The 25,457-nt window shown below is 39.4% G+C and carries 27 protein-coding genes and 1 tRNA gene; 11 read left to right on the top strand and 17 right to left on the bottom strand.

The features are described 5' to 3' along the window. Nucleotides 1–6: 6 nt before the first annotated feature. From purT to AC25JC_RS13265, 4 genes are all read right to left on the bottom strand, one after another. Entirely contained in the window at nt 7–1,221 is a 1,215-nt protein-coding gene (purT, locus tag AC25JC_RS13280; RefSeq protein ID WP_171263820.1) for a formate-dependent phosphoribosylglycinamide formyltransferase, read from the bottom strand. Between the two features lie 118 nt (nt 1,222–1,339). Beyond that, nucleotides 1,340–2,203: an SEL1-like repeat protein gene (locus AC25JC_RS13275; RefSeq protein WP_180115307.1), complete on the bottom strand. Its 864-nt coding sequence runs from the start codon at nt 2,201–2,203 to the stop codon at nt 1,340–1,342. Between the two features lie 121 nt (nt 2,204–2,324). Continuing rightward, nucleotides 2,325–2,672 (bottom strand): L-valine transporter subunit YgaH, encoded by a 348-nt coding sequence (ygaH, locus tag AC25JC_RS13270; RefSeq protein ID WP_180115306.1) that lies wholly within the window; start codon nt 2,670–2,672, stop codon nt 2,325–2,327. Beyond that, nucleotides 2,669–3,421: an AzlC family ABC transporter permease gene (locus AC25JC_RS13265; RefSeq protein ID WP_180115305.1), complete on the bottom strand. Its 753-nt coding sequence runs from the start codon at nt 3,419–3,421 to the stop codon at nt 2,669–2,671. The genes ygaH and AC25JC_RS13265 overlap by 4 nt, the downstream gene beginning before the upstream one ends. A gap of 103 nt (nt 3,422–3,524) precedes the next feature. Between AC25JC_RS13265 and AC25JC_RS13260 the strand changes: the two genes are divergently transcribed. Next, entirely contained in the window at nt 3,525–4,004 is a 480-nt protein-coding gene (locus tag AC25JC_RS13260) for a hypothetical protein (protein ID WP_180115304.1), read from the top strand. Nucleotides 4,005–4,438: 434 nt separating this feature from the next. Next, a complete protein-coding gene (locus tag AC25JC_RS13255; protein WP_227591814.1) occupies nt 4,439–4,597 on the top strand; it encodes a hypothetical protein in 159 nt (52 codons plus the stop codon). 96 nt (nt 4,598–4,693) lie between these two features. On the opposite strand, the gene AC25JC_RS13250 is transcribed toward AC25JC_RS13255, so the two are convergent. Continuing rightward, nucleotides 4,694–5,401 carry a Crp/Fnr family transcriptional regulator gene (locus AC25JC_RS13250; RefSeq protein WP_486924215.1) on the bottom strand — a complete coding sequence of 236 codons (708 nt, stop codon included), beginning with the start codon at nt 5,399–5,401 and terminating at the stop codon, nt 4,694–4,696. 100 nt (nt 5,402–5,501) lie between these two features. On the opposite strand from AC25JC_RS13250, the gene AC25JC_RS13245 reads away from it, so the two are divergent. Beyond that, nucleotides 5,502–6,041 (top strand): Mpo1 family 2-hydroxy fatty acid dioxygenase, encoded by a 540-nt coding sequence (locus AC25JC_RS13245; protein ID WP_180115302.1) that lies wholly within the window; start codon nt 5,502–5,504, stop codon nt 6,039–6,041. 65 nt (nt 6,042–6,106) lie between these two features. On the opposite strand, the gene AC25JC_RS13240 is transcribed toward AC25JC_RS13245, so the two are convergent. Then, the gene (locus tag AC25JC_RS13240; RefSeq protein ID WP_257223712.1) at nt 6,107–6,499 is read right to left on the bottom strand and encodes a hypothetical protein; all 393 of its coding nucleotides are present in this window, start codon (nt 6,497–6,499) and stop codon (nt 6,107–6,109) included. A 273-nt stretch (nt 6,500–6,772) separates the two neighbouring features. Further along, nucleotides 6,773–7,864, bottom strand: coding sequence for a redox-regulated ATPase YchF (ychF, locus tag AC25JC_RS13235; protein WP_111885996.1), 1,092 nt, complete (start codon nt 7,862–7,864; stop codon nt 6,773–6,775). 629 nt (nt 7,865–8,493) lie between these two features. Here ychF and AC25JC_RS13230 point away from each other — a divergent pair. Next, nucleotides 8,494–9,258 carry a glutathione S-transferase family protein gene (locus tag AC25JC_RS13230; protein ID WP_180012150.1) on the top strand — a complete coding sequence of 255 codons (765 nt, stop codon included), beginning with the start codon at nt 8,494–8,496 and terminating at the stop codon, nt 9,256–9,258. An 81-nt stretch (nt 9,259–9,339) separates the two neighbouring features. Here AC25JC_RS13230 and AC25JC_RS13225 read toward each other — a convergent pair whose 3' ends face one another. After that, nucleotides 9,340–10,668 (bottom strand): hypothetical protein, encoded by a 1,329-nt coding sequence (locus tag AC25JC_RS13225; protein WP_486924214.1) that lies wholly within the window; start codon nt 10,666–10,668, stop codon nt 9,340–9,342. Nucleotides 10,669–11,149: 481 nt separating this feature from the next. Here AC25JC_RS13225 and AC25JC_RS13220 point away from each other — a divergent pair, with 481 nt between their 5' ends. Continuing rightward, nucleotides 11,150–11,620: an Lrp/AsnC family transcriptional regulator gene (locus AC25JC_RS13220; protein WP_067763303.1), complete on the top strand. Its 471-nt coding sequence runs from the start codon at nt 11,150–11,152 to the stop codon at nt 11,618–11,620. A gap of 89 nt (nt 11,621–11,709) precedes the next feature. On the opposite strand, the gene AC25JC_RS13215 is transcribed toward AC25JC_RS13220, so the two are convergent. The 3 genes from AC25JC_RS13215 to AC25JC_RS13205 all read right to left on the bottom strand — a co-directional run bounded on the left by AC25JC_RS13215 (nt 11,710) and on the right by AC25JC_RS13205 (nt 14,173). Continuing rightward, nucleotides 11,710–12,462 (bottom strand): YebC/PmpR family DNA-binding transcriptional regulator, encoded by a 753-nt coding sequence (locus AC25JC_RS13215; RefSeq protein WP_078194353.1) that lies wholly within the window; start codon nt 12,460–12,462, stop codon nt 11,710–11,712. A gap of 300 nt (nt 12,463–12,762) precedes the next feature. Next, entirely contained in the window at nt 12,763–13,332 is a 570-nt protein-coding gene (locus AC25JC_RS13210; RefSeq protein ID WP_078194352.1) for a 1-acyl-sn-glycerol-3-phosphate acyltransferase, read from the bottom strand. A 764-nt stretch (nt 13,333–14,096) separates the two neighbouring features. After that, a tRNA-Ile gene (locus AC25JC_RS13205) sits at nt 14,097–14,173 on the bottom strand. A 368-nt stretch (nt 14,174–14,541) separates the two neighbouring features. Between AC25JC_RS13205 and AC25JC_RS13200 the strand changes: the two genes are divergently transcribed. Next, on the top strand, nt 14,542–16,746 hold the full coding sequence (locus tag AC25JC_RS13200) for an OsmC domain/YcaO domain-containing protein (protein WP_486924213.1): 2,205 nt from the start codon (nt 14,542–14,544) through the stop codon (nt 16,744–16,746). Nucleotides 16,747–17,281: 535 nt separating this feature from the next. Continuing rightward, nucleotides 17,282–17,506 carry a hypothetical protein gene (locus tag AC25JC_RS13195; protein WP_486924212.1) on the top strand — a complete coding sequence of 75 codons (225 nt, stop codon included), beginning with the start codon at nt 17,282–17,284 and terminating at the stop codon, nt 17,504–17,506. A 125-nt stretch (nt 17,507–17,631) separates the two neighbouring features. Here the strand turns inward: AC25JC_RS13195 and bioB are convergent, their stop codons facing one another. Both bioB and queG read right to left on the bottom strand, forming a co-directional pair. Continuing rightward, the gene (bioB, locus tag AC25JC_RS13190; RefSeq protein WP_486924211.1) at nt 17,632–18,624 is read right to left on the bottom strand and encodes a biotin synthase BioB; all 993 of its coding nucleotides are present in this window, start codon (nt 18,622–18,624) and stop codon (nt 17,632–17,634) included. A 277-nt stretch (nt 18,625–18,901) separates the two neighbouring features. After that, nucleotides 18,902–19,996, bottom strand: coding sequence for a tRNA epoxyqueuosine(34) reductase QueG (queG, locus tag AC25JC_RS13185; protein WP_486924210.1), 1,095 nt, complete (start codon nt 19,994–19,996; stop codon nt 18,902–18,904). A gap of 20 nt (nt 19,997–20,016) precedes the next feature. Here queG and AC25JC_RS13180 point away from each other — a divergent pair, with 20 nt between their 5' ends. Beyond that, nucleotides 20,017–21,504, top strand: coding sequence for an NAD(P)H-hydrate dehydratase (locus AC25JC_RS13180; RefSeq protein WP_486924209.1), 1,488 nt, complete (start codon nt 20,017–20,019; stop codon nt 21,502–21,504). A 1-nt stretch (nt 21,505) separates the two neighbouring features. After that, nucleotides 21,506–21,781, top strand: coding sequence for an acylphosphatase (locus tag AC25JC_RS13175; RefSeq protein WP_486924208.1), 276 nt, complete (start codon nt 21,506–21,508; stop codon nt 21,779–21,781). Between the two features lie 70 nt (nt 21,782–21,851). Here the strand turns inward: AC25JC_RS13175 and ruvC are convergent, their stop codons facing one another. Then, complete coding sequence (ruvC, locus tag AC25JC_RS13170; protein ID WP_078189034.1) at nt 21,852–22,397, bottom strand: crossover junction endodeoxyribonuclease RuvC; 546 nt, start codon at nt 22,395–22,397, stop codon at nt 21,852–21,854. Between the two features lie 132 nt (nt 22,398–22,529). Here ruvC and AC25JC_RS13165 point away from each other — a divergent pair, with 132 nt between their 5' ends. Further along, nucleotides 22,530–23,102 carry an FxsA family protein gene (locus tag AC25JC_RS13165; protein WP_078192890.1) on the top strand — a complete coding sequence of 191 codons (573 nt, stop codon included), beginning with the start codon at nt 22,530–22,532 and terminating at the stop codon, nt 23,100–23,102. 146 nt (nt 23,103–23,248) lie between these two features. Next, complete coding sequence (locus AC25JC_RS13160) at nt 23,249–23,893, top strand: LysE family transporter (protein WP_486924207.1); 645 nt, start codon at nt 23,249–23,251, stop codon at nt 23,891–23,893. A 72-nt stretch (nt 23,894–23,965) separates the two neighbouring features. Here AC25JC_RS13160 and AC25JC_RS13155 read toward each other — a convergent pair whose 3' ends face one another. The 3 genes from AC25JC_RS13155 to AC25JC_RS13145 all read right to left on the bottom strand — a co-directional run. Continuing rightward, the gene (locus tag AC25JC_RS13155; protein ID WP_111885752.1) at nt 23,966–24,160 is read right to left on the bottom strand and encodes a hypothetical protein; all 195 of its coding nucleotides are present in this window, start codon (nt 24,158–24,160) and stop codon (nt 23,966–23,968) included. A gap of 235 nt (nt 24,161–24,395) precedes the next feature. Next, the gene (locus tag AC25JC_RS13150; RefSeq protein ID WP_486924206.1) at nt 24,396–24,638 is read right to left on the bottom strand and encodes a hypothetical protein; all 243 of its coding nucleotides are present in this window, start codon (nt 24,636–24,638) and stop codon (nt 24,396–24,398) included. A gap of 266 nt (nt 24,639–24,904) precedes the next feature. Beyond that, a partial coding sequence (locus AC25JC_RS13145) for an FAD-dependent oxidoreductase (protein WP_486924205.1) occupies nt 24,905–25,457 on the bottom strand: 553 nt, incomplete at its 5' end.

Here is a 25,457-nt window from a genome sequence, read left to right as displayed (position 1 = left end):
ACAAACTTAGTTTTGTTGAACACTGACTTGTTGTGCAGCATGTTGAGCAAGTTCACGCGCGTGATCTGTGGTTTCAGCGCGTGCTGTTGCTACGCCCATACGGCGACGTTTAAAGCCTTCTGGTTTACCAAAGAGGCGTAAATCGGTGTCTGGATTAGCCAAAGCAAGATTTAAGCCAGTAAATGATAAATTGGTATCATCCACGCCTGCATAGATGACTGCGCTCGCAGCAGTACTGTGTCGAGCAGTATTCACAGGCAGACCAAGAATGGCACGTGCATGCAGTTCGAATTCGCTTTGGAATTGCGATGCAAGAGTGACAAGGCCTGTATCGTGTGGACGAGGTGATACCTCACTAAACCATACTTTATCGCCTTTGACAAACAGTTCCACCCCAAAAATGCCACATCCACCTAATGCAATGGTTACTTTATTGGCAATACGCTTGGCTTCTTCTAAAGCAAGAGCAGTCATGAGTTGTGGCTGCCAACTTTCAACATAGTCGCCAGCGTCTTGGCGGTGGCCAATCGGGTCGCAGAATGATGTTTCAATTTCACCTGTTTCTGCATTTTTTGCACGAACAGTCAGCAGGGTGATTTCAAAGTCAAAGTCAATTTGTGATTCTACGATCACTGTACCTTGATTTACACGTCCACCTGTTTGTGCATATTCCCAAGCAGCATCGACTTCATCAAAGCTTTTTACACGTGACTGTCCTTTACCCGAAGACGACATGACAGGCTTAACAAAGTTTGGATAGCCAATGTCATCGCATGCAGCACGAAACGCTTCAAGTGTGTTGGCAAATCGGTAGGCTGAAGTCGGTAGTCCAAGCTCTTCGGCAGCTAGACGGCGAATCCCTTCACGATTCATTGTCAGGTTTACAGCTTTTGCAGAAGGAATGACAGTGGCAATATTTTGTTCTTCAATCTCGACTAAAACTTGAGTCGCAATAGCTTCAATTTCAGGAACAATCAAATGAGGCTTCACTTGAGAAATTAAAGCTTTAAGTGCCTCAGGATCTGCCATATTTAAAGTATGAGAAAAATGTGCAACTTGCATGGCAGGAGCATGGTCATAACGATCGGCAGCATGAACTTCTACACCCAAACGTTGCAATGAAATCACAACTTCTTTACCGAGTTCACCAGAACCTAACAGTAAGACTTTATACGCTGAAGACTGAAGTGGAGTACCAATAGTGACGCTCATGTAAATCATCCATGCTTGATTTTATGGGAATTTAAGCATAGCAGAACTTGTTCGAGAGATAAGCGAGTGTTCACATAAATAAATGATATTGTCCAACAATTTTTTTTATAAAGTTTGGTATTTAAATTTAGTCCTGTGCGCTTGATTCGCTCAATTTTTCTAATTCAGCTTCGCTATATATACAACCAATTGAAATTCCTTGTTTGAAAAGTTGAATGGCTCTTTCAATATCTTTAAAAGGTGTTTCGGCTGTGTAGAATCGGGCTAATTCAAAATATTTGTCTGGAGAATCATATTCAAGAGCCACCTTTTTGAGCAACTCTTCGGCATAGCTAGGTTTGTAAAACTCACTATTTATCGCTTCATAATGCAATATACCTATACCCATTAACGCATGTTGTACTAAACCATGGACTTTAAGTTGCTCAAATGCTCTCAGTGCTTGAGCGTAATCGTGACGGATTGTGTAGCAACGACCAATAATATAATAGGCACTATACTCGCCATTCTTGATCGCTAACTCGGCATAATGTAGGGCTTTATTCAGGTCTAAAATTTCAATTTCTTCTGAATATAGATCTGCCAATGAGAAATATGCATTTTTATCGCCCAGTTCAATTGCAGTGTGGAATATCTCTAGTGCAAATGGCAAATCTTTATATTTATAGCGATAGCCGTAGATGAAACCCAGATGATTCATTGCGTAAAGATCATTTTCATTTGCAGCTATTTCTAAATGATAAATTGCTTCATCAATCAGGTTGTGGCTTAAAAGGATCTCTCCACTAATTGCATAGTCTTCAGTGGTGAAATATGGTTCGTATTTTTCTAATAAAGCTAATACTTCATCTGTTTTGCCTGCTTTAATCCATTCATCAAGGAGTTGCGGTGTAAATAACGGTAAATCTTCGATATTTTCTGAACTTGTTGGCTCATTATGATTTGGGTTTGGGGTTAATTTTTTGATTAAATTTTTTAATAGATTTTTCATCTTTTACCTAGCATTTGTGTATTTATATGTTGTTTTTAAATATTAAATCATTCTAGTTGATTGAAATTTAAGATAAATATCTAAGCTTCAACCAACTTACAACATCTTTTTTAATAGGTGATTAAAAGGGGATAGGGATATAGGTATAGACAATACCATAGCTCAGTGCCGCAGTTAGTGTCGCAGGGACAATTTTCTTAAACTTAAAATATAGTCCCGCAAGCACAAGGAAGCCCACCAGCATGGCAAAACTTTTATTAGGTGTTTCTAATAATGGCGGCAAGGTTGCTACAACAAGCATGGAACTAATGGCAGAAATACCAATTGAGCCAAGTGCAATTTTCAGCCAAAGGGAACCACGTTGTTGTGAACCCTTTTGAAGTTTTTGAATAAAGTAAAATGGCCCAAAGCGAGAAGCAAAATTGGCAATTCCGACTACGATACCGACCATGATAATTTCAAGATTCATGATGCTTCTCCTATATGTTCAGGGTCTGGTTTTTTCAAGACATAATGTTTGACCAAACCTGCAATGATTCCTGATGAAATCCCGATAAAAATCGCAGCAGACAAGTCGATAAAGTAACAAGCAATCGCAGAAACAATAATTGTAACCGTGACCACAAATGTATGTTTTTTCTCAAATGCTGCGAGTAAAAAGCTTAAAAACAATGCAGGCAGTAGGAAGTCGAGTGCAGCTTGTAAAAATTGTGGAAGGTTGCTGACTTGATCGGCAAATAAACCGCCTAAAAATGAGCCTGTTGCCCAAGACAGCCAACTAAATAAGCTGAGTCCTAACATCCAAGATTCTGACCATTCTTGACGACGTTGCGACAGTTTGATCATACCTGATGCAAAAACTTCGTCGGTTAAACCCCAAGCCCAAACTGCCGTTTTCTTTAAATTGAGTCGGTCTTGAATCAGGTTTTGTAAAGCAGGACCGTAGAGCAAATGGCGTATATCGAGAGCAATCACAGTGAGTGCAGTCATCCAAATGGATGTTCCACTTCCCAGTAACGCAACGACGAGAAACTGACTGGCACCGGCATACATAGAGCAAGATAAAAATAAGGCTTCCCACGCAGTGAAACCAAATTGAGTCGCAGAAACCCCAAATGCAAAAGAAACAGGAAGATAGGTAAAGATAATGGCTTGACTATCTTTAGCACCTTGCCAAAAACCCGCAGGCTGAACTGTAGGAAGTTTGTGCTCAGACACGACACACCTTTGAAAGAGTTGAACAACAGGTCAAATGATGATTGAGTATTGTACGCGAATTCACTAGCATATTGCCGAATATGTTTGCTGAAATGAGCTGGATATGCAGAGGTTAAAGATGCGTGGGATACTGATTGTTTCATTATTGAGCAGCACGGTGTTGTTGCAGGCCTGTGGTAATGATGGAGCTGAACAAGCTCAAGTCGAAATTAAAGCAGCACCCAAATTAACCAATGATGCAACGGAGTATGCTGCCAAAGCTTGGGCGTTTATCAATGAAGTCGATCCGATTGTTTATGCAAAACAAGTCGATCAGATGGAAGAGAAAGTTCGTATTCCAGCGCGTAAATTGAGTACGGAATGGCGTATCAATGTCAAAATGACCGATTCTGTGACTGAAGGCAAATACGCGCTGTGTCGTAAGGCTTTGACAAGTCTGGAAATTTGGGCACGTGAAAGTATTGATCAGAGTTCGACTGTTGCACAAAAGCAAGCAGATTATGAGCGTGATAAAAATCAATGCAAAGGTGCGATTGAAAACCCTGAACTCGGAAATACCGATCCGAAAAAAATAGGCGTTTAACTTGATCAAAGCAGTGAATTTTCACTGCTTTTTTTTTAGAAAATATCAAAAAACAAGAATAAATCTATAATAGAGTATTGGAAAATCCTCCTAAAAGCATCGCTATTTCATATAAAAAATTAAATCAGTGCGCTGCAGTAGTATTGAGCTAAATTCCAAATTGCATGGTTTTTTTCTGAAGTTAAATAGATAAAGCATTGATAATGAATAGTAAAAATATCTTTTGAGAAAAATTTATTGATAAAAATCCCCCATTTTAGAACGCCAGTCGTCTGACCTTCTCTTTAATTAATATCTATAAAATATTAATAATACAAAGTATGGATAATGTGATAAAAAATTAAAATTATCATTATTTGATAAAGTATGTAAAAATTACTGCGTAAAAGATGAAGTATGTAAGTTAAATTAAAGACGTTGAATAGGTGATTAAGATGAAAAAAACATTAATGAAGTTATCGGTTTTGGCTGTTTTGACTACAGCGGTCAATGTACAAGCAGCGACTGAAGACAAATCAGAAGCATCAACTCAAGAAGTTGCAGCATGTACAAATGGTTTTGACAGTGTAAATGTTTGCCAATTATTGTCGTGATCAAAACTCGATAAAGCGAAGTGCCACAAATAAAAGCAAAATAACTATAAAGAATCATTCTGGTGCAATTAAATGCACTTATTTAAATCACAAATGTCAGACATCATGCACAGGAAGTGCATGAGCAATCTGATGTAACTGCGCTAGATCTAAAATTTCAATTTTTTTAAACGCAACACGAAGCACCTGCATTTTTTCAAATTGCTGAAGCTCCTGATTGACTGATTGCCGTGAGCAATTCAAAAGTTGAGCAAGTTGTTCCTGCGAGATGTGTATGGTGTGTTGCTCAATTTCCAAATGATTTCCATATCCATTTAAAATAAACAGCAGGCGCTGTGCGAGACGTTGACTTAAACTTTGCGTTTGTAAGGCAATGAGTTCCATAAAAGCATAGCGAAGCTTTTGACTGGTGAGCTGGGCAATATGAAACCAAAACTCGGGGTGTTGTTGTAATAATTGCTGAATTGCTTGAGCTGGTAAGTGTAATAAGGTGGATTTTTTGGTACAGACGGCATCGTGAGAACGTGGTAATTGGTCAACCAAGGATATTTCGCCAAACCACATAATCGGCTCAGCTATGGCGGCAATCGCTTCTTTGCCATGAATATCAATATAGCCTAAGCGAACTGCGCCTTCTAAGACAGCATACATACCATTAAAACGCTGTCCTGATAAAAAAACACGTGCGTCTTTTTCGAAAGTTAAGGTCAGGGCATGGCGGCAGATAAAGTCTTGGAAGGAAATATTTAAGCCTGAATACCACACATTTTTATTGAGTTGATGCACATATTGAGCGTCCAGCACAGCATATCCTTATTTTATGGTCCAACTTGTCTATTAGATGACAACTTTATTGATGCATTTTTTATATAGTGAAATGAGTGAATGAACAAGGAGTAAGTTAATGAGCAAATTTGAAAGACTGCTGAGCCAATATGCAGCATATCATTTAGATCGAAAAAATGTGCTGACGCATTTTGTGGGTATTCCGCTTATTGTGTTTTCAATTATGTGTCTAACCGCACGAGCAGGGCTGATGATTTCAGGTTTTGAACTGACCCTTGCATTGTTGTTGATTATTGCCAGTGTAATTTATTACCTGAGTTTAGATAAAATTTTCGGTTTGATTATGCTTTTGATGTTTGCAATCACATATCCCTTAGCCTTAATGATCGAAAAAATGAGCCTTATGTCATGGCTGATTTGGAGTGTGGGGATCTTTGTAGTGGGTTGGATCATCCAATTTATCGGTCATTATTATGAAAAGAAAAAGCCTGCGTTTATGGATGATGTCATTGGCTTGGCAATAGGGCCTTTATTTGTTCTAGCTGAGTTTGTGTTTCTACTAGGCTTTCGTAAAGAGCTTGAACAACGCATGCTGACAGAAGCAAGAAGACAGCGCGCAGAGATGGATGCAAAAGCATTACATACTGCTCACCCATAAATGATTTAAATAAAAAAGCCGGATAATTCCGGCTTTTTTTTTACGATGTGTTAATTCTCAACTGTTTAGGATTTAACAGCTGCTTTATGTTGTTCCGCAGCGACCTTTTGTGCAGCGATTTTTGCTTTTGCGTCAGTATTTGCAGCTTTGGCAGCATGGGCTGAAGTTTTAGCTTCTGATTTTGCTTGTGTTGCAAGATGCTGTGCTTGAGCTGCATCATGTTTTGCTAATTTTTGATTATGTTTCACTTTACTTTGAGCCAATTGGCTGGCTTGTTTTGCATCGTGTCGAGCGACTTTTGCATCATGCTGCGCAACTTGTGCTGCATGTGTAGCAGTACGTTCCTGATGTTTTGCATCTTTAGCAATGGAAACACAAGTACCACCTTTATGGTTTGCACCTGTACCACCTGTAAGTGTGGTGCCTTGTGGACATGCAAACGCAGTTGCACTAAGCATTGTAAAGATACCTGCTGTTAGAATTGTGCTGATTTTTTTCATTGCTATTGTTCTATGAAAATAGGCATTAGTGCCTATGAGTAAATTTATAGCAGAACGGTAGAGATTTAAGTCGTTGCACTGTGGTGACTCAGCAACCAAATCATGTATTCGTGTCGATATAATTTTGTTTTTAAGCAGGTTTTAAGTTTTTAAATATGCTTATTTTTTGGCTTGGGCTTTTGCCTGAAATTAAAAAAGCCAGCAAATTGCTGGCTTCTTATGAGTACTGTCTTATACGTTAAAACGGAAGTGTAAAACATCGCCATCTTGAACGATGTATGTTTTACCTTCTAAACGCCATTTACCTGCTTCTTTAGCGCCAGCTTCACCGTTGTATTGAACGAAGTCGTTGTAGGCAATACATTCAGCACGAATAAAGCCTTTTTCGAAGTCAGTGTGAATCACACCTGCAGCTTGAGGTGCAGTTGCACCAATTTTTACTGTCCAAGCACGAACTTCTTGTACACCAGCTGTGAAGTATGTTTGAAGGCCGAGTAAGCCATAACCTGCACGAATAACTACGTTTAGACCAGGTTCTTCCATGCCTAAAGCTTCAAGGAATTCAGCACGATCTTCATCTTCAAGTAATGAAATTTCTGCTTCGATTTGGTTGCAAAGTGGAACCACAATCGCATTTTCTTCAGCAGCTAATTTTTGTACTGCTTCTAAGTGAGGATTATTTTCGAAACCATCTTCTGCAACGTTGGCAATATACATGGTTGGTTTAAGGGTTAAGAAGCCATAACCACGCACCAATTTACGTTCATCTTCATCAAGGTCAGCTGCACGCGCAGGTTTACCTTCATCCAGTAAAGGTAAGATTTTGTCTAAAACAGCTTTGGTCGCAATCGCTTCTTTATCGCCACCTTTTGCAGATTTTGCTAGACGTGTAATTGCTTTAGAAACAGCTTCTAAGTCGGCAAGTGCAAGTTCAGTGTTGATTGTTGCGATATCGTCAAGTGGATCAATTTTGCCATTTACGTGAATGACATTCTCGTCTTCAAAACAACGTACAACGTGTGCAATAGCATCCGTTTCACGAATGTTGGCTAAGAATTGGTTACCAAGGCCTTCACCTTTAGATGCACCAGCAACGAGACCTGCGATATCCACAAATTCCATCGTGGTTGGGACAACACGTTGTGGGTTTACAATTTCAGCAAGTTTATCCATACGTGGGTCAGGTACAGGTACGATCCCAGTATTTGGCTCAATTGTACAGAATGGGAAGTTTTCAGCAGCAATCGCAGCTTTGGTTAATGCGTTGAAAAGCGTTGATTTACCAACGTTCGGCAGGCCGACAATACCACAGTTAAAACCCATGAAATAACTCACAAAGTATTATAAAAAAATTGTGGATGATTTTACATGAAAGCCATAATAAAGTCAGGTGATATGGGCAGGAGAATGTATAACTTATTGACTGATGTTACGCAGTAACATCAGAAGTGTAATTTGATTCAAATAAAAAACGATACGCGGTAACGTCATCCGCAACTGTTTGAGACGGGAATACTTCTCATCAAAAATGTTTTTGCGATACTTTGAATAATTTAACACTAGTGAACGAATTTTGCGGTGAGGAGCACTGCTCCGCAAGATGGTTTCCTTGCGAAGCTTCGCTTCTCATTTTGCCTAATGAGAAGCGTGCTTCATAAGAGTACCTCCAGCCGAAGGCTAATCTCTTTATTCAAACCTTAGATGTAAGATTCCGTTGAATAGGACTCAAATATCACTTTAAAAATGCGAAATTATTTTTACATGCGTAACATCAGCTATTGAATATAGATTTTATCGAAATCATTTCACGGCAGGATAGGTATTTAAGTTGCACTACGGATGCAGAATAGGTGCAAAAATGACATTGTGTTTCAATAACACAGTGACTAAAGTATCCCTATAAAATTACTGGGTTTTATAAACTACAGTTACAACAAAAACATGGAGCATTTATGCGAACTCTCTACCAGTTTCCACTCTCACATTTTTGTGAAAAGGCGCGCTGGTTACTCGATCATAAAGAGTTGGATTATGTGGCTCATAATTTAATGCCGGGTGTACATCGTGCATTTGCACAGCTTAAAACAGGGCAAAACAAATTACCGATTTTACGTGATCAAGATCATTGGGTTGCAGATTCAACTCAAATCGCCTTTTACTTGGATGCGACCTACCCCGAACATAGTCTGATCCGTCCAGATGTCAAACTGCGTGAAGACGCTTTAGAAATTAATGAACTCTCCATTGAGTTAGGCCAACATGTGCGCCGTTGGGGGTTGGCACATGTATTAAATGAAAGTGAAGAATCACTTGATATTTTAATTGGTGAAAAGGGCTATTTACGTCAGTTTGAAAAATATTCCAAGCCCATTATAAAGGCACTGGTTTCTAAAGGTTATCAATTAGATACGGATAAGGTTGCGGCTTCACGTGAGCGATTGGACGAAATTGTGGTTGATTTAAATCAACGTCTGATCGAACAAGGTGGGCGTTATTTTGTAGGCGACCGATTAGGTTTGGCTGATATTGCAGTGTGTTCAATGTTGGCGCCGATATTAGAGATTGTTGGAACGCCGTGGGAAAAAGAGCATGGCGAAACCTTGTCAGAAGAGTTTAAAGCTTACAAAGCCTATTTGAGCGATTTGCCTTTAGGTCAATATGTGCAACGTATATACCAAACAGAACGTAACGCACGGGTAGATTGGCGTGGTGTATAAGCTCTTTATATGAAAACTTTGCGTCATACTGCTTTAAAAAAGCGCGCCTAACAGCGCGCTTTTTCATCAGACATTCAATCCTTAAATATAGCTTTGTTGTTGAATATCCAAAATATTCAGCACTGGACTGATACTATCGGATTGTAAAGTATTCAGCGGCATAACAGGGTAGAAGATATTGCCTAGCGCATCCTTAATACTTGGGATGATGGTGGAGATATCAAAATCACCTTGAGCAGAACCTAAATTTTCCAATAGGTCATTAATATTCGGTAATTGGCCCGTGAGGTTTTCAGTCAATTGGTTGAACTGATCCGTGATAGAACCAAGATCAATTTTTTCAGGAGCAAGATTGCCAAGTAAATCGCCAAGATCTGGAATGGTCAGTTGATCGAGGAACTGAGTCGCTTCACCATTACTGTCCATCAGAGCAATGACTGGTTTCAATGAATCAATTACTTGATTTAAATCAGTTGAAAGCGTCAGTAAGGATGGATTGTTGACCACATCCAAAATGGTGCTCACGCTATTTAATACATCATAAATCGCTTTGACGGTTTGAACCTGATCCGTATCGATGACATCGCTTTTTGCCAGTAAATCTAACAGCGGATTAAGTCCTTTGATCACCCCTGAAATGGTCTCAGGGACATTCCCTTGGTTGGCTGATGAAATGGCGGTCACTAGATTGGTCACACTTTCAATCACTGTCGGTAAAGCATGACTCAACTGTTCCATATCAATAGTTGAGTTATCTTTATTGATTGAGGCTAATAAAGGCAGGAGGGCAGTCGTTGCACCTTGTGCAATTTGCCCAAAGTCGATGTTTCCAGAAGACGAGCTCCCAATCATCTGAATAATGGGTTGCGCATATTCTAAAACTTGACTGAATGTATTGATAATTTGCGTTGAATCCGTTGACCCAGTTGCGCTTCCAAGCATAGCAAGCAGTGGTTTGATGGCATTTACAGCGCTGCTGATATTGTCAGGAAGATTACCTTGATTATTGGTGCTACTCAGTAAACTTTGCAAGCTGTTGACAATGGTAGGTAAGGATTGAACCAACTGATTCATCTCTGTTGAGCCAGCGTTGCCACCTAAATTTTGTAGGAGCGGTTGCAGTGTTGTCATCAAAGTCTTGAGTGCATCCGAATTTGAACCGTTATTGGATGTAAGACTTTGAATCGTGCTAATCACTTGCGGAAGCGATTTAGTCAGTGCGCTAAAATCAAAAGACTTTGTGCCACCTAAATTACCCAATAATCCTGTCAGTGTATCCGTGATATTGGTTGTAGGTTTAAGTGGGCTAAGTAGGTTACTGACCGTGCTGCTAATTGTACTGAGCTGTAGGGAAGGACTTAGTACAGAACTTAATTTTGAGCTGAGTGAACTCAGTGATTTAATTGCCATGTTTATTCTTCCGTTTTTGTTTTTTTGTATATTTATGAACCGCCGCTATTTTTTAATGTAATTACCAAACCAAGTAAATAAGTGAAAAAAAAGAAATGTGACATAGAGCGCACATTGAAAAATAAAGTAAAAATAAAAAATTGAAAAATATAAATAAAATATCTTTCCCTTTTATCTGAAATTGATTTATTCAGATCAATGGAATGCATCGAGAAGCTTTATTGGTAGGTTGTCTAAAGACGTTATTTAGAATATAAAAACTAAACTTTGATGAAAAAACATTCATTTAAACACGATATATATGCAAATTATTATGTTCATAATGCATATGAGCTTTATTATTTTTAATAAATCATGCTATACATGAGAAAACTTGCACATAAATGCTGATTTTAAAAGTTAAAATAACATTGAAAATGACAACAGGTGTTGATGAATCTGGATCATCAGCACTGTTTTCAAAAATGGCTGGAGTAGACTGATGGAACTAGACCGTTTTGATAAACAAATTTTAGAAATTTTGACCCATGAAGATGTCAATTTAAATGAACTGTCAGAGCGGGTGAATTTATCGGTCAGTTCAGTTCATCGTCGGATCAAACAATTGATTGATCACAATATTATCAGTGGTCTGAAACGTGAAATTAATTATCAAAAATTGGGATTTAGTTTGCATGTGCTGCTGCAGGTGTCCTTAAGCAAACATGATACAGATACCTTTGCTAAATTTTTAGAAGAACTTGAAAGTATTCCAGAAGTGATTAATGCATTTTTAGTGACAGGGCAGTCTGCCGATTTTATTGTGGAAGTCGTTGCGCGTGATATGGAAAATTATAGTGAAATTTTACTCAAACGTATTGGTAAAATTGAACATGTGGTTGCATTACATTCGAGCTTTGTAATTAAACAATATAATGTTTTTAACTGTAATGGCTTATTAAATAAGGTTTAAATGCAGCCCTCATATATAAACTCAAACAGTTGAAAGCTAGGCAATAAAAAACGCACCGAAGGGTGCGTTTTATACTTCACTCGATTGAATTATAAAGCTTCTAACTCAGCCATTACTTCATCAGTAAATTCAACGTTGGTATACACGTTTTGAACGTCGTCTAGATCTTCAAACATATCAATCATTTTGATGATTTTTTTCGCTTGTTCGATATCTGAAATTAACGCTTTAGTTGAAGGGTTCATGACCACTTCGGCGTTATCAGATTTTAAACCTGCTGCTGCAAGTGCATCCTGAACCTCACCGAAAGTTTCAGGTGTGGTGATAACTAGAATTTCATCTTCATCTACTTCGATGTCTTCAGCACCTGCTTCTAAAGCGATGTCCATGATTTGATCTTCTAAAGAAACATCTTCAAAAGTAATCTCACCACGTTTGGTAAACATATAAGCCACTGAACCTGCAGTACCTAAATTACCATCAGTTTTCGAGAAGCAATGACGAACGTCAGGAACAGTACGGTTCAAGTTATCCGTCATTGTTTCAATGATGACCGCAACACCACCAACGCCATATCCTTCGTAGGTTACTTCTTTTAGATCGGTATTTTCTTCACCGCCCACACCACGTTGGATCGCACGGTTAATGGTGTCACGTGTCATGTTTGCAACTAATGCTTTTTCAACAACAGCACGTAAACGTGGGTTAGACGCTACATCACCGCCGCCTAAGCGTGCAGCTGTCACGATTTCACGGATAAATTTTGTGAATACTTTAGCGCGGCTTGCATCTTGTTTTGCTTTACGATGCTTAGTATTAGCCCACTTGGAATGACCCGCCATGCGAAATATGCTCCTTGTAGATTGGCCTTATGCCTATCAAATTGAGCAAATTCTACCATAATGGCTTTTTTGTGTGAAAGTACTGGATTTCATGAATTGAGTAGTTGAAAAAAAAATATCCAAATTTGAGAAAATAATGCGAAATGTCTAAACGCCCGTACTGTAATTTTTCTTATGATGAGAATCGGGCAAAAAGGGGGAGTCTGATCTTGTTATAACAGGAAGATATAAATGTACAATGCGTGGAGCACGATACATTTATATCTTTGAATACATATATCGTTAAAACGTGAATGGTGCTTAGTCTTTATTTTTAGGTTCTGGGATCACGATATCTAAACCTACTTTATCTTTATAGAGTTGCTTAATTAAAGCTAAATCGTGATCGAGCTCAGTCGGGTAAATCTTGCCAAAAATACCACCTTGTTTGGTTTTTGAGTTGGCATACATTAATACAATCGGCACACCTGCTGCTTTAGCAATATACCAAAAGCCTGTACGAATTGGTTTTCGTGTTTCACCACGTACTGCACGGGTCGCTTCTGGAGCAATGACTAAATTAAATTTTTCGCTAGCTTCAAAATGCTCAACCATTTGAGTCACGATGTCTTTATTGGCTTTACGGTCTACAGGAATACCGCCAATCGCTTCAAGAACAGGTTTAAATGGACCTTTAAAGAGTTCTTTTTTAATCAGCGTGTGAATTTTAATGTCGTAAATTTGGCAAAGGGCCAGTGAAAGAACAGCATCCATCATTGAGGTGTGTTCAAAGCCGACGATCACTTGTTTATTTTCTAAAACATCAGGTTCTACGTGGTATTTCCAGCCTGCCAATTTAAATGCAGATTCGCCAATAAACTTTTTCAACATAGTCGGTGATACGGTGATTTTAAAAAGGTGTAATTTCTGCTTGTTTGGATCATGAGTCAAGAGGATTTAAGTGAGCTTTGATCTGAATTGTGCAGATATTTCAAATCGGAATAAGAAGGGCGGATTGAAAAATTATACTTTTTAGCAATAAATCGGTTAAATTTTATATAGCAAAGCTATCATCATAGATAAAAATACTCTTAAAAATTTGCTAAATATGGCTAGGCACCGTCAGAAATTCTTATTAGACTTTTGTCGTAGGTTAAAAATTTTAGCCTGTTGGTCTTAACTCGATTTCTAACGGAGAACTCAAGCATGATTTATTTAACTGCTGTGTTATTCGCTGTTGCTATGTTTGCTTTGATTGTTATTTGGTCAATTGTTGAGTTTTATTTGGACTTAAGAAAGCCTGAACAGGTTGAGTCTTAATATTTGCGCTTTTAAAATGCGAAATATGTAGTATCTCTAAAAATCATGAATCAAAAAACATTTGCTGATAATGAATAAAATAATATCTTTTAAGTATAACAAATCGTGACTTAATTTACGGGTATTTAGAACTTAAGATTTTAAATTTTTCTTGAATGTATTTCTTTGAAACCCACTTCTCGTATTAACCAATCGTGGCTTACTCAAGTTGGCTTGAAATTTTGTACGTATCTATATGTTATCTGCCATATCTTTTAAAGGCTTAGACTGACTTTATTTAGTTTTTAACATTAAAAAACCCCTCACGATTAATGCACGTAAGGGGTTGTTTTATATGGTGGGCCCACACAGACTTGAACTGTGGACCAACGGATTATGAGTCCGCTGCTCTAACCAACTGAGCTATAGGCCCTATATTCTGAATGTGTTATTTATCAACAAGTTCAGACGAAAAGCATACTAGCGAAGATTTTTTTAAAAGACAAGCCTTTTTCTTCACGGCTGCACACTAACACAACAAATTGGCTGTAGTTGCAGCAGTTGAGCTTGGATTCGATCAAAATGCACAAAATGCCGAATCCTATCGTGATGTAAATCACGACAAAAGTTATCAAACAGTCAAAATAACCTTATAATAATGCCCATTCTTGTCAGTACCGTGCCCAACAGCGCTTAGATTGGTACTGGCCTCACATTTTTAAGTCAATGTCCTAGAGTTATTCGGCTTATGTTTTCATTTTTATGTGTTGCACTGACACATAAGAATATTTAGGTGCCCACATGGAAATTAAGGTTAATTATCTCGATAACCTTCGACAAGAAGCCAAATTTGATGACTTCACGGTAATTGCCGACCAACCTATTCGCTATAAAGGCGATGGCTCTGCTCCCGGACCATTCGACTACTTTTTAGCGTCTTCAGCATTATGTGCAGCGTATTTTGTAAAAGTGTATTGTGCAGCGCGAGACATTCCGACAGACAATATTCGCTTATCACAAAATAATATTGTTGATCCTGAAAACCGCTATAAGCAAATTTTCAAAATTCAAGTTGAACTGCCTGCGGATATTTCTGAAAAGGACCGTCAAGGTATTTTGCGTTCAATTGACCGCTGTACGGTTAAAAAAGTCATTCAAACTGGTCCTGAATTTGTCATTGAAGAAGTAGAAAGCATTGATGCAGATGCACAAGCTTTACTTATGCCAAATTTAGCGTCAGACAGTACCACGTTTATTCCAGGTAAAGATCTGCCATTAGAAGAAACCATTGCCAATATGTCAGGTATTTTGGCTGGTTTAGGCATGAAGATTGAAATCGCGTCATGGCGTAACATCGTACCGAATGTTTGGTCTCTACATATTCGTGATGCACAATCGCCAATGTGTTTTACCAATGGTAAAGGCTCAACCAAAGAAAGCGCATTAGCTTCGGCTTTGGGTGAATTTATTGAACGTCTCAATTGCAACTTCTTCTATAACGACCAGTTCTGGGGTGAAGAGATTGCCAATGCTGACTTTGTGCATTACCCAGATGAAAAATGGTTCCAACCCGGCCCAGAAGGCGAGTTACCTACTGAAATCTTAGATGACTATACACGTGAAATTTATAACCCAGAAAATGAGTTATTAGGTACACATCTATATGACACCAATTCAGGAAATATAGCACGCGGTATTTGCTCTCTTCCATTTGTCCGTCAGTCCGACGGTGAAACAGTGTATTTCCCATCAAACTTGATTGAAAATTTATACTTGTCAAACGGGATGAGTGCAGGGAATACCTTGGCTGAGGCTCAAGTGCAATGTTTATCGGAAATCTTTGAGCGTGCGGTCAAACGTGAGATTTTAGAAGGTGAATTGGCTCTACCAGATGTACCAGAAGCGGTTTTAGCCAAATATCCAAGTATTGTTGCGGGTATTCAAGGCTTAGAAGAACAAGGTTTTCCTGTATTGGTAAAAGATGCTTCACTTGGTGGTCAGTACCCTGTGATGTGCGTAACCTTAATGAATCCACGTACTGGTGGGGTTTTTGCATCTTTTGGTGCGCACCCTAAACTCGAAGTAGCTTTAGAGCGTAGCTTAACCGAGCTTCTACAAGGCCGAAGCTTTGAAGGTCTAAACGATCTACCAAAACCAACGTTTAGCTCAAATGCAGTCACTGAGCCAAATAACTTTGTAGAACACTTTATTGACTCAAGTGGTTTGGTATCTTGGAAATTCTTTAGCGCACAATCAGACTATGATTTTGTAGAGTGGGATTTCACATCTGAAGGTGAAAATGCCAATGCGGAAGAAGCTGCAGCGATGTTTGCGATTCTAGAAGACATGGGCAAAGAAGTGTATATGGCGGTCTACCAGCATCTTGGTGCTACGGCATGTCGTATTTTGGTTCCGGGTTATTCTGAAGTGTATTTGGTTGAAGACTTGGTTTGGGATAACACCAACAAAGCTTTGGACTTCCGTGAAGATATTTTAAACATTCATCGCCTAGATGAAGATGAGTTAGTATCACTGGTTGAGCGCTTAGAAGAGCTTGAGGTGGATGATTACACGGATATTGTGACGCTCATCGGGATTGAGTTTGATGACAATACCGTATGGGGCCAATTAACGGTTCTTGAGCTCAAACTACTGATCTATATTGCCTTACAAGAATTTGAAGAAGCAAAAGAGTTGGTCGAAACCTTCCTTCAGTACAACACTAATACAGTTGAACGTGGTTTGTTCTATCAATGCATGAATGTGGTTTTAGAAGTTGAATTGGACGATGACTTAGATCTCAATGACTATGAACATAATTTCCGTCGTATGTTTGGTGACGAACGTATGGATGCAGTGATTGGTTCAATGGATGGCAGTCTTCGCTTCTACGGTTTAACTGAAACCAATATGCAACTTGAAGGTTTAGATCGTCATTTACGTCTGATTGATAGCTATAAAAAATTGCATGCTGCACGTGCGAAGTTTGCCAGTCAGAACGTTTAAATCTGGGCTTGTGAATAACGTTACTCATGTGATCATCTATTTGAAAAAACTCTCCTAAGGGGGAGTTTTTTTGTGCGAAATTTGCTGAAAATTAATCTATATCTGTGATGTTGATATTAATAAAAATCCTTATAACTCAGGTGAATATAAGGGAGGCTTAAAAATAACCGATTATCCGAAATTGTGTCATTTTAAAGTAAAGATATTTGACTCATTGGAAAAATATGATAATAAATTAGCTATGGCGTGTTTTAGGCATGTTCATAATATTTCAGGACGAAATATTCAGAAGCAAATTAATAAATAAATGGGAGTTTTAACAACATGCTTCAATTATTCAGAAAACTATTTTGCATGCATATTTACGAATACGAGCAAATGGAAGAAATCGGTTCGCACAAGGAATGTCGTAAGTGCGGTGTGACAAAGTAATGCAGAGTCTCAGCCAAAAAAAAGTGAGCGAAAGCTCACTTTTTTAATGCCGCTAAATTTTAAATCATTAAAATAGAAATACATTCACAGTTTTTATGCAGATATGAGTAAAGATTTTCAAGCCGAGCGTTATACCGTCGATGCCAATATGGCAGATACCATTGCATGGTTATTACAACATCAAGATTGCTATGAATCTTTTCATTATGATGTGATTCAGCAGCAATTGGTGGTTCAACATGTCAATGGCCAAGACATCATCCGTGAAGGGGATTATTTAAATGCAGGCTATGGAATTTTAATAACAGCACATAACTTTGCTAAGTAAACAATATATTTTCCCTACTCATGGTGATTTAGCCATTTCATTTGTTCGCACCATCTCTTGCATTGCACATTGAAACCTATCACTGATCATTCAATTGATCTAAGCCCCGAACTTCGGGGCTTATTTTAAGCCATTTGCATGGCATCAGTTGAAAGCTGTGCAGCATTTGGTTTGGGCTGTTCAGCCACTAAACCGAGTTTGCTAAATAAAAGCTGATCTTTGCCTTCGCCTGCATTTGGCGTGGTCAGCAGTTTTTTACCAGAAAAAAGTGAATTTGCACCTGCCATAAATGCCAAAGCTTGTTCTGAATCACTCAGGGATTCACGACCTGCAGAGAGTCGAATATAGCTTTTTGGCATAATGATCCGTGCGACTGCAATGGTGCGAATCCATTCGATCACATCAAGTTTCTCAACCTCTGCAAGTGGGGTACCTTGAATAGGGACAAGGAGATTAATCGGCACGGATTCAGGATGAATCGGCAGCGTTGCCAACTCCATCAAAAAGGCGATACGGTCATCACGGCTTTCACCTAAGCCCACAATTCCGCCGCTACAGATTTTCATTCCAGATTGGCGAACATAGTCTAGCGTCGTTAAACGGTCATCATAGCTACGCGTGCTAATGACATTGGGATAATACTCACGAGAGGTATCGAGGTTATGGTTGTAATAATCTAAGCCTGCCTCATGTAGGCGCTCTGCTTGAGACTGATTCAGCATGCCAAGGGTCATACAGGTTTCAAGTCCCAGCGCTTTGACTTCACGCACCATTTCTAGCACATAGGGCATGTCCCGTTCATGTGGATTGCGCCATGCAGCGCCCATACAAAAACGCGAAGAACCTGAGGCAAGCGCAGCTTTCGCTTCATTGATGACTTTTTCCACAGCCAGACGTTTTTCAGCTTCTAATCCAGAGTCATAATGTGCAGACTGAGAGCAATATTTACAGTCTTCAGGGCACTTGCCGGTTTTAATCGAAAGTAAGGTGCTGACTTGAATATGATTGGCTTGGAAATATTCACGGTGAATGGTCTGTGCTTGGAATAATAAATCCATCAATGGTTGTTGATACAACTCTTGTATTTCTGGATGTGTCCAGTCATTTCGGTAGCTCATAAATGATCCATATTTTCTGCCTAATGCAGATCATCATACGTAAAATTTGCAGACTTCCAAGACTATTTTGTAACATTGCAATTTAGCTAAAATGCATTGAAATGACTTTTTCAAAGAACTTTTGATATTTAAGATGCTTGCAAAGTTATGCTAAATGACAGCACAATCGCTGCAATGTTTATTTTGAGCTAAAAAATTAATTTTCTTGGATTACGTCACTAAGTTTTAGCTTAAATGAAAACTTTGTAAGGATCTGGAAAATAGAGAATAAAAGTCCTTAAAGCATTTTTGAGTTTTGTTCTGCAATTGCCCAATCAATATGAACTTGCACAATCGCGTCATGTTTTTCGCGAGAATTTTTTAATGATTGAACAATATTTGAACTGTATGGTGCATTGCCTAAGCCTATCGCGATATTTCGCATAAAGCTTTGATAGCCTGTTCGTCGGATAGGACTGCCTTCAGTACAGCTTAAAAAAGTGGCTTCATCCCATTGCCAAAGATCTAATAAACTCACTTGGTCGAGGCCATGACGTGGATAAAAGTCCTCAATTTGAGTTTTATGCGCAAAGCTATTCCATGGACAGATGAGCTGACAGTCATCACAACCAAACACACGGTTGCCAATGCCACGGCGTAATTCTTCAGGAATGATGCCTTTGTATTCGATGGTTAAGTAGGCAATGCATTTACGTGCATCTAACATATAGGGCTCAACGATGGCCTGAGTTGGACAGATATCAATACAGGCTTTGCATGAACCACAATGTTTGGTTGCCGGCGAATCAAAAGGCAAATCGAGTGATGTAAACAGCTCGCCTAATACAAAAAATGAGCCTGATTTTTTATGGATCAGTAAGGTGTGTTTGCCTGTCCATCCCATGCCTGCATTTTCAGCTAAGGATTTTTCAAACACTGGTGCAGAGTCGGCAAAGGGTCTAGATTCAAAATCTCCGATTTTTTCACGGATAATATTCGACAAAGTTTTTAGACGACCGCGCATGACTTTGTGGTAGTCACGACCTCGTGCATAGCGTGCAATGATGGCTGCATTTGGCTCATCAGGAACATAACGTGGTTTTGGGGTTTCGACCAAATAATCCATGCGGACACAGATAATACTGCGGGTGCCGGGGACTAAAAGTGCGGGATTGGCACGTTTTTCAAGGTTTTCCTCTAGGAATTTCATATCGCCATGATAACCACGTTCTAAATATTCTTTAAAACGAGGGAGTTCCTCTTGAGCATCTGGCTTTGCGATGACACAATCAGAAAAACCTAAATTTAAGGCTTGTGCTTTAATCCATGCTTTTAGGGTTTCTGGATCATATTGATCGACAGGAATTTTTTGTGCAGGAGTTGAAGCGGCCATAATCATAACAAGGAAAAACAATGCGTCTGCAAGTTTACCATAGCCCTGTTTATCTTAGCCAAAGTATTCAAGCTTGGGAGCAGCGTTGGTTTGCTCAGCACAATAGCAGTTATGGTCTGATGCAGCAGGTCGCATGGTCGATTGCTCAGCAACTCATTCCAAGGTTAAAGCAGCAAAATTTAAAAAATATCGCTGTATGTTGTGGACAGGGCAATAACGCAGGAGATGGCTATCTTACAGCGCAATACCTACAGCAAGCAGGCTTTCAAGTCGATATTTACGCCGCTGAAATTGGAGCATCGAAAGATTTACATTCTGCTGTACAAGAAGCGATAGATCACAAGCTCAAGATCTATACACATTTTGATTTTCAGCATGACTATGACGTTTATATCGACGCATTATTTGGTATAGGGCTCAATCGTGAACTTTCTAGCGAATGGCAAGCCATTATTCAACGATTAAATGCATGCACGGGACTCAAAGTTGCGATTGATATTCCAAGCGGTTTACATGCCAATACAGGGCAGCCTTTACCCATCGCATTTCAAGCTGATTATACCTTTACGGCATTGGGTCTAAAAGCAGGGCTATTTACAGGTCAAGCGAAGGAATATGCAGGTGAAGTTGCGGTGATGGCATGTATACCGACTGATGCAGAGCTAGAGCCACTTGCGTATTTGTCGCCGCAGAAAATAGCCTTACCTGCGCGTCAAGCTTTTGGTCATAAAGGCAGTTATGGCCATGTTTTGGTAGTTGGTGGGCATGCTGAAATGGGTGGGGCGGTGATTATGGCTGCTGAGGCTGCATTCCATGCAGGTGCAGGTAAGGTCACGGTTGTTTGTGATGCACGACATCACACCGCAATTTTGGCGCGCGCACCGAATATTATGCTACGCGATATCAATGCTTTAACTACAGAAGTGATTCAGCAACTGATCGATCATGTCGATGCGATTAGCTTTGGCATGGGGCTTGGTCGTGACGATTGGGCACAACAGCAGTTTCAGTCATGGTTTCCATTGATTCAGCAGTCAACCTTGGAAATTGTTTTGGATGCAGATGCCTTATGGTTTCTAGCTGAAGCACCTAAAAATTTGAATGCACGAACCTATGCAACGCCACATCCGGGTGAAGCTGCGAAATTACTGGGTATTACTACTGCTGAAGTTGAAGCAGATCGTTTACAAGCAATTCAGTATTTAAAAGAAAAATTTCAAGGTCAATGGGTGCTTAAAGGCGCAGGCAGCTTGATACTCGAAGATCAACTTTGGATTTGCACCGCAGGTAATGCAGGAATGGGTACAGGCGGTATGGGAGATGTGCTTGCAGGGATGATTGCAAGTTTAAAAGCACAATTCCATCAGCAAATACATCTGCATGAAATCGTAAGCCTGCATGCTTTAGCAGGTGATGTATTGGCGAAATCGGGGATGCGAGGTTTGCAGGCACAGGATATGGCCCAAGCGGTTTATCATGTGGTTAATCATTCAGGAGTTGAAGACTAAAATGCATGCAGTTAAATTGCGAATTCAAGGTAAAGTGCAGGGTGTTGGTTATCGTCGTTGGTTTGAACAGCAAGCGATTGCACTTGGTTTAAATGGCTATGTGAAAAATCTAGCGACGGGCGAAGTTGAAGCGCTGATTATTGGAACTGAAGACGCCATTCATAAAATACTTAAACACAGTCTGGTGGGGCCTTTACGAGCAGACGTAACTAAAATCGATCAGCAAGAAATTCCAATGCATGAATTAGACTATAGGGGTTTTAAAATGATTCGCTAAGTTTGATCACTAGATTGAGTGGGGTTTTGAAAACAGTCTGAATTACTGAGCTATATGATTTGAGGAATATTTACCGACGTCGAGTGCTTACACGGCTTCGGCCACGAGCCATACCACCTAAGGCATTCAGTACAGCCATTTTACTCATACTACCAGACGCATGCGCATGACAAATTGCGGCAGCCAAAGCATCGGCTGCATCCTGCTGGGGTTTGATGCTTAGGTTCAGAATGCGCATAACCATCATTTGGACTTGTTCTTTATCAGCAGCCCCATAGCCGACCACAGATTGTTTGATTTGACGTGCAGTATATTCAGCGACTTGTAAATCTAAATTGGTTAAAGCGGCAATGGCAGCACCGCGTGCTTGACCTAATTTTAAGGCCGAGTCAGGGTTTTGAGCCATAAATACTTGTTCAACCGCAGCTTCAGTAGGCCCGTGAAACTTTACGATACGATCAATACCAGCAAAGATACGTTTTAAGCGTTCAGGCATTTCTGTAGTTTCGGTACGAATGGTGCCAGCATCGACAAAACGTAGTTTAGAACCATCCTTTTCGATGATGCCGTAACCAGTTAGGCGAGACCCAGGGTCAATACCGATAATTAATGACATGTTTGCCCTATTTGCCCTTTAAAAATAAAATAATGCCCATATTGTTACATAAGCGTGTCAAAAAAGCTTGATAGTGATTGAGCAGTTGAACGCAACACCTTAAATTAATTTACTGAGATTTGTTTAATTTTCATGAAATTATTTCTTCTGATTTTAGCAGGCTTGATCCTGGAAGTGTTTGTCTGGATCGGTGTGGGCGACCTCGTCGGCAGCATGTGGTATGTCTTTTTCTGGTTCGTGGCGGCCTTCTTTATAGGGATGAATATTATCCGTAAATATTCATCAGGTCTGATGCCTCAAATGCAGCAAATGCAAGCAGGTCAAATGAGTAATGATCCAGCTTTAACTGGAAATTTACCAAAAATTTTGGCTGGTTTCTTATTGCTGTTACCGGGTCTAATCTCAGATATTATGGCATTACTTATTTTGATTCCACCTGTACAAAATGCCATGAAAGCAGTCATGATGAAAACAATGATGAAGCGTCAGCAAGCCATGATGGAAAAAATGATGGGTGGCATGATGGGCGATATGGGAGGCATGGGCGGTGCTCAAGGTCAGAACCCATTTGCAGATATGATGCGTCAAATGCAAGATATGCAAAATCAGCAATCAGGTCGTGATTCATCCGTTATTGATGGTGAAGCTCGTGAAGTGACGCCAGATGCGAAACAAATTGAACTGAAAGATGTCAATAAAAAATAATTAACTCAGTATGAAAGGCCGAATGTGTATTCGGCTTTTTTTTTGCGTAAATTTTGATACGGCCTAAAAATAAACATTGTGTTGCCAACAAAAAAATTGAACAAGCGATATAATCTTCACGTTTTAATTCAAATGAATCAGCTTGCATGTCACTGTTATTCACCATCTGTGTGCTTCATTTTGTTGCGCAGTTGAGTCCAGGTCCAGACGTATTATTAATTGCTAAAAGTGCTGCATCAACAACCCGTGCAAATACCTTAAAAATTATTGCGGGAATCTCTGTCGGGATTGTGATATGGGTCGTTTTAACCTTATTGGGCTTTACGGTGCTGGTTGAGCAATTTCCATGGATACAACAAGTTTTAATGGCTGTTGGTGGATTTTTCTTAGCGAAAATGGGTTGGGCGATGTTTAGTGGTGGGCTTAAAAGTTTAAATCAAACAGCCAATTTAGAAGATGGGCAGGCCTTAAGTCAGCAGAAAACTGAAAATTATTTTTTATTAGGTTTATTTACAAATTTAGCCAATCCGAAAACATTGATTTATTTTAGTAGTGTGTTCTCACTGGCGTTGAGTTCATCAGCCAGTAGTAACCTAAAAGCACAGCTAGCTGTCATTATTCCGATTCAGACCTTTATTGTGTTTAGTTTGTTTATGATGATTATGTCTTTGCCTAAAATTAAAGCACTCTACCAACGGTCAGGTAGTTATATTGATGTAGTTTCAGGGGCGTTATTTTTAATTTTTGCAATTTGGCTGTGGTTCGACGCAATTAGAATGTTCAATCTATAAGGGCAGTGAATATATTGCTGTCAGCAAAGCGAAAGCCAAGTTTTAGAACTTGGCTTTTTTTATGTGCCAATTTTATTGCTCTGGATTGGTTTGATCTTGGTCTTTGGATGGTGCTGTATTTGATGGATCTTGTGCAACATCGGTGGTTTCAGCATGATCACGATAGCGGTTTGGCTTGAGGGTGGTTTCGGTATTTTCAGAACCTTTGTATGATCGGCTACGATTGGCGCGTTCACGTAAACCGCCTTTTTTGATTAACTGCACCATCGTCTAGAACCTCATTGCTATTGTCATAGTTTAAAGAATTTTCCTCGTGAAGATAAGTGAGCAGGGCGATGCTAGCGCATAAAAAAGCCTGAAATCATTCAGGCTTTCATCATTTTAACTTATCTCTTTGAATGACTTTAACGCGACCCTATAACGGTGCTTAAATTCAGCTTAGCTAAAATTTTACAAATTGCCAGCTTGTTCATAGGGCTGTATTGGGCTGTTGTAAAAAAGCTTAATTTTTACCATCTTGCTTGAGTACTTCAAAGATGTTGAGTTGGGTTGTCGCTTCAGTATCATGCTTTTGCAAATACACTTGGACACTTTTAAATAGAATGGCAACAGCCAAACAACTGAGTATGCAAAATATCCAAAAGCCATATGGGCTACGGATATTATGCGAGCCACATTCGGAACATTCTTTATCGCTTGAAGCCAATACTTTGTTGCAACAAGCACAGTGATATTGATAGTGCATTGCTTTTCTCCATTTAGTCGAATTTGACCAACATTCTTGTTGTTATTGTCAACCATCAATCCGTGATGATTGTTTTATCTTAATGTGCAAATAAGCTGCTGTACAAGTTTTAAACGGTTTGTTTTGCTCATTATTGTGTAAATGAAAAGCGTCAGAGAGTTAAATATTTGTTTTATTGCTAATTTATAAATGAAACAAGACATGAATTTTCAGTCATAAAAAAAGCCAGTTCGAAAACTGGCTTTTGCTGTTCTGTCTAAATTGAATTATTGACCAGAGCGGATGATGTAATCAAAAGCAGATAATGAAGCTTTCGCGCCTTCACCTGTCGCAATGATGATTTGTTTGTATGGCACTGTTGTACAGTCACCGGCAGCAAATACACCTTTTACATTGGTTTCGTTACGCTCGTTAATTACGATCTCACCACGGTTTGAAAGTTCAACTGCTGTTTCTTTTAAGAAATCAGTGTTTGGTAACAAACCGATTTGTACGAAGATACCAGCCAATTCAATCGTTTTGATTTCATCAGTTGCACGGTCTTTGTAGTTCAATGCAGTCACTTGTGAACCATCACCGACCACTTCTGTAGACAATGCATTCATGATCACAGTGGTATTCGGTAAGCTGTTTAACTTGTCTTGAAGGACTTGGTCAGCGCGAAGCTTAGTATCAAACTCAACAAGTGTTACATGCTCTACAATACCAGCAAGGTCAATTGCTGCTTCTACACCTGAGTTACCACCACCGATGACTGCAACACGTTTACCTTTAAACAATGGGCCGTCACAGTGCGGGCAGTATGCAACACCACGTGTA

The organism is Acinetobacter sp. P37 (assembly GCF_057480965.1).
The sequence above is the reverse complement of the archived record's forward strand: the minus strand, read 5'-3'. Positions and strand labels throughout refer to the sequence as shown.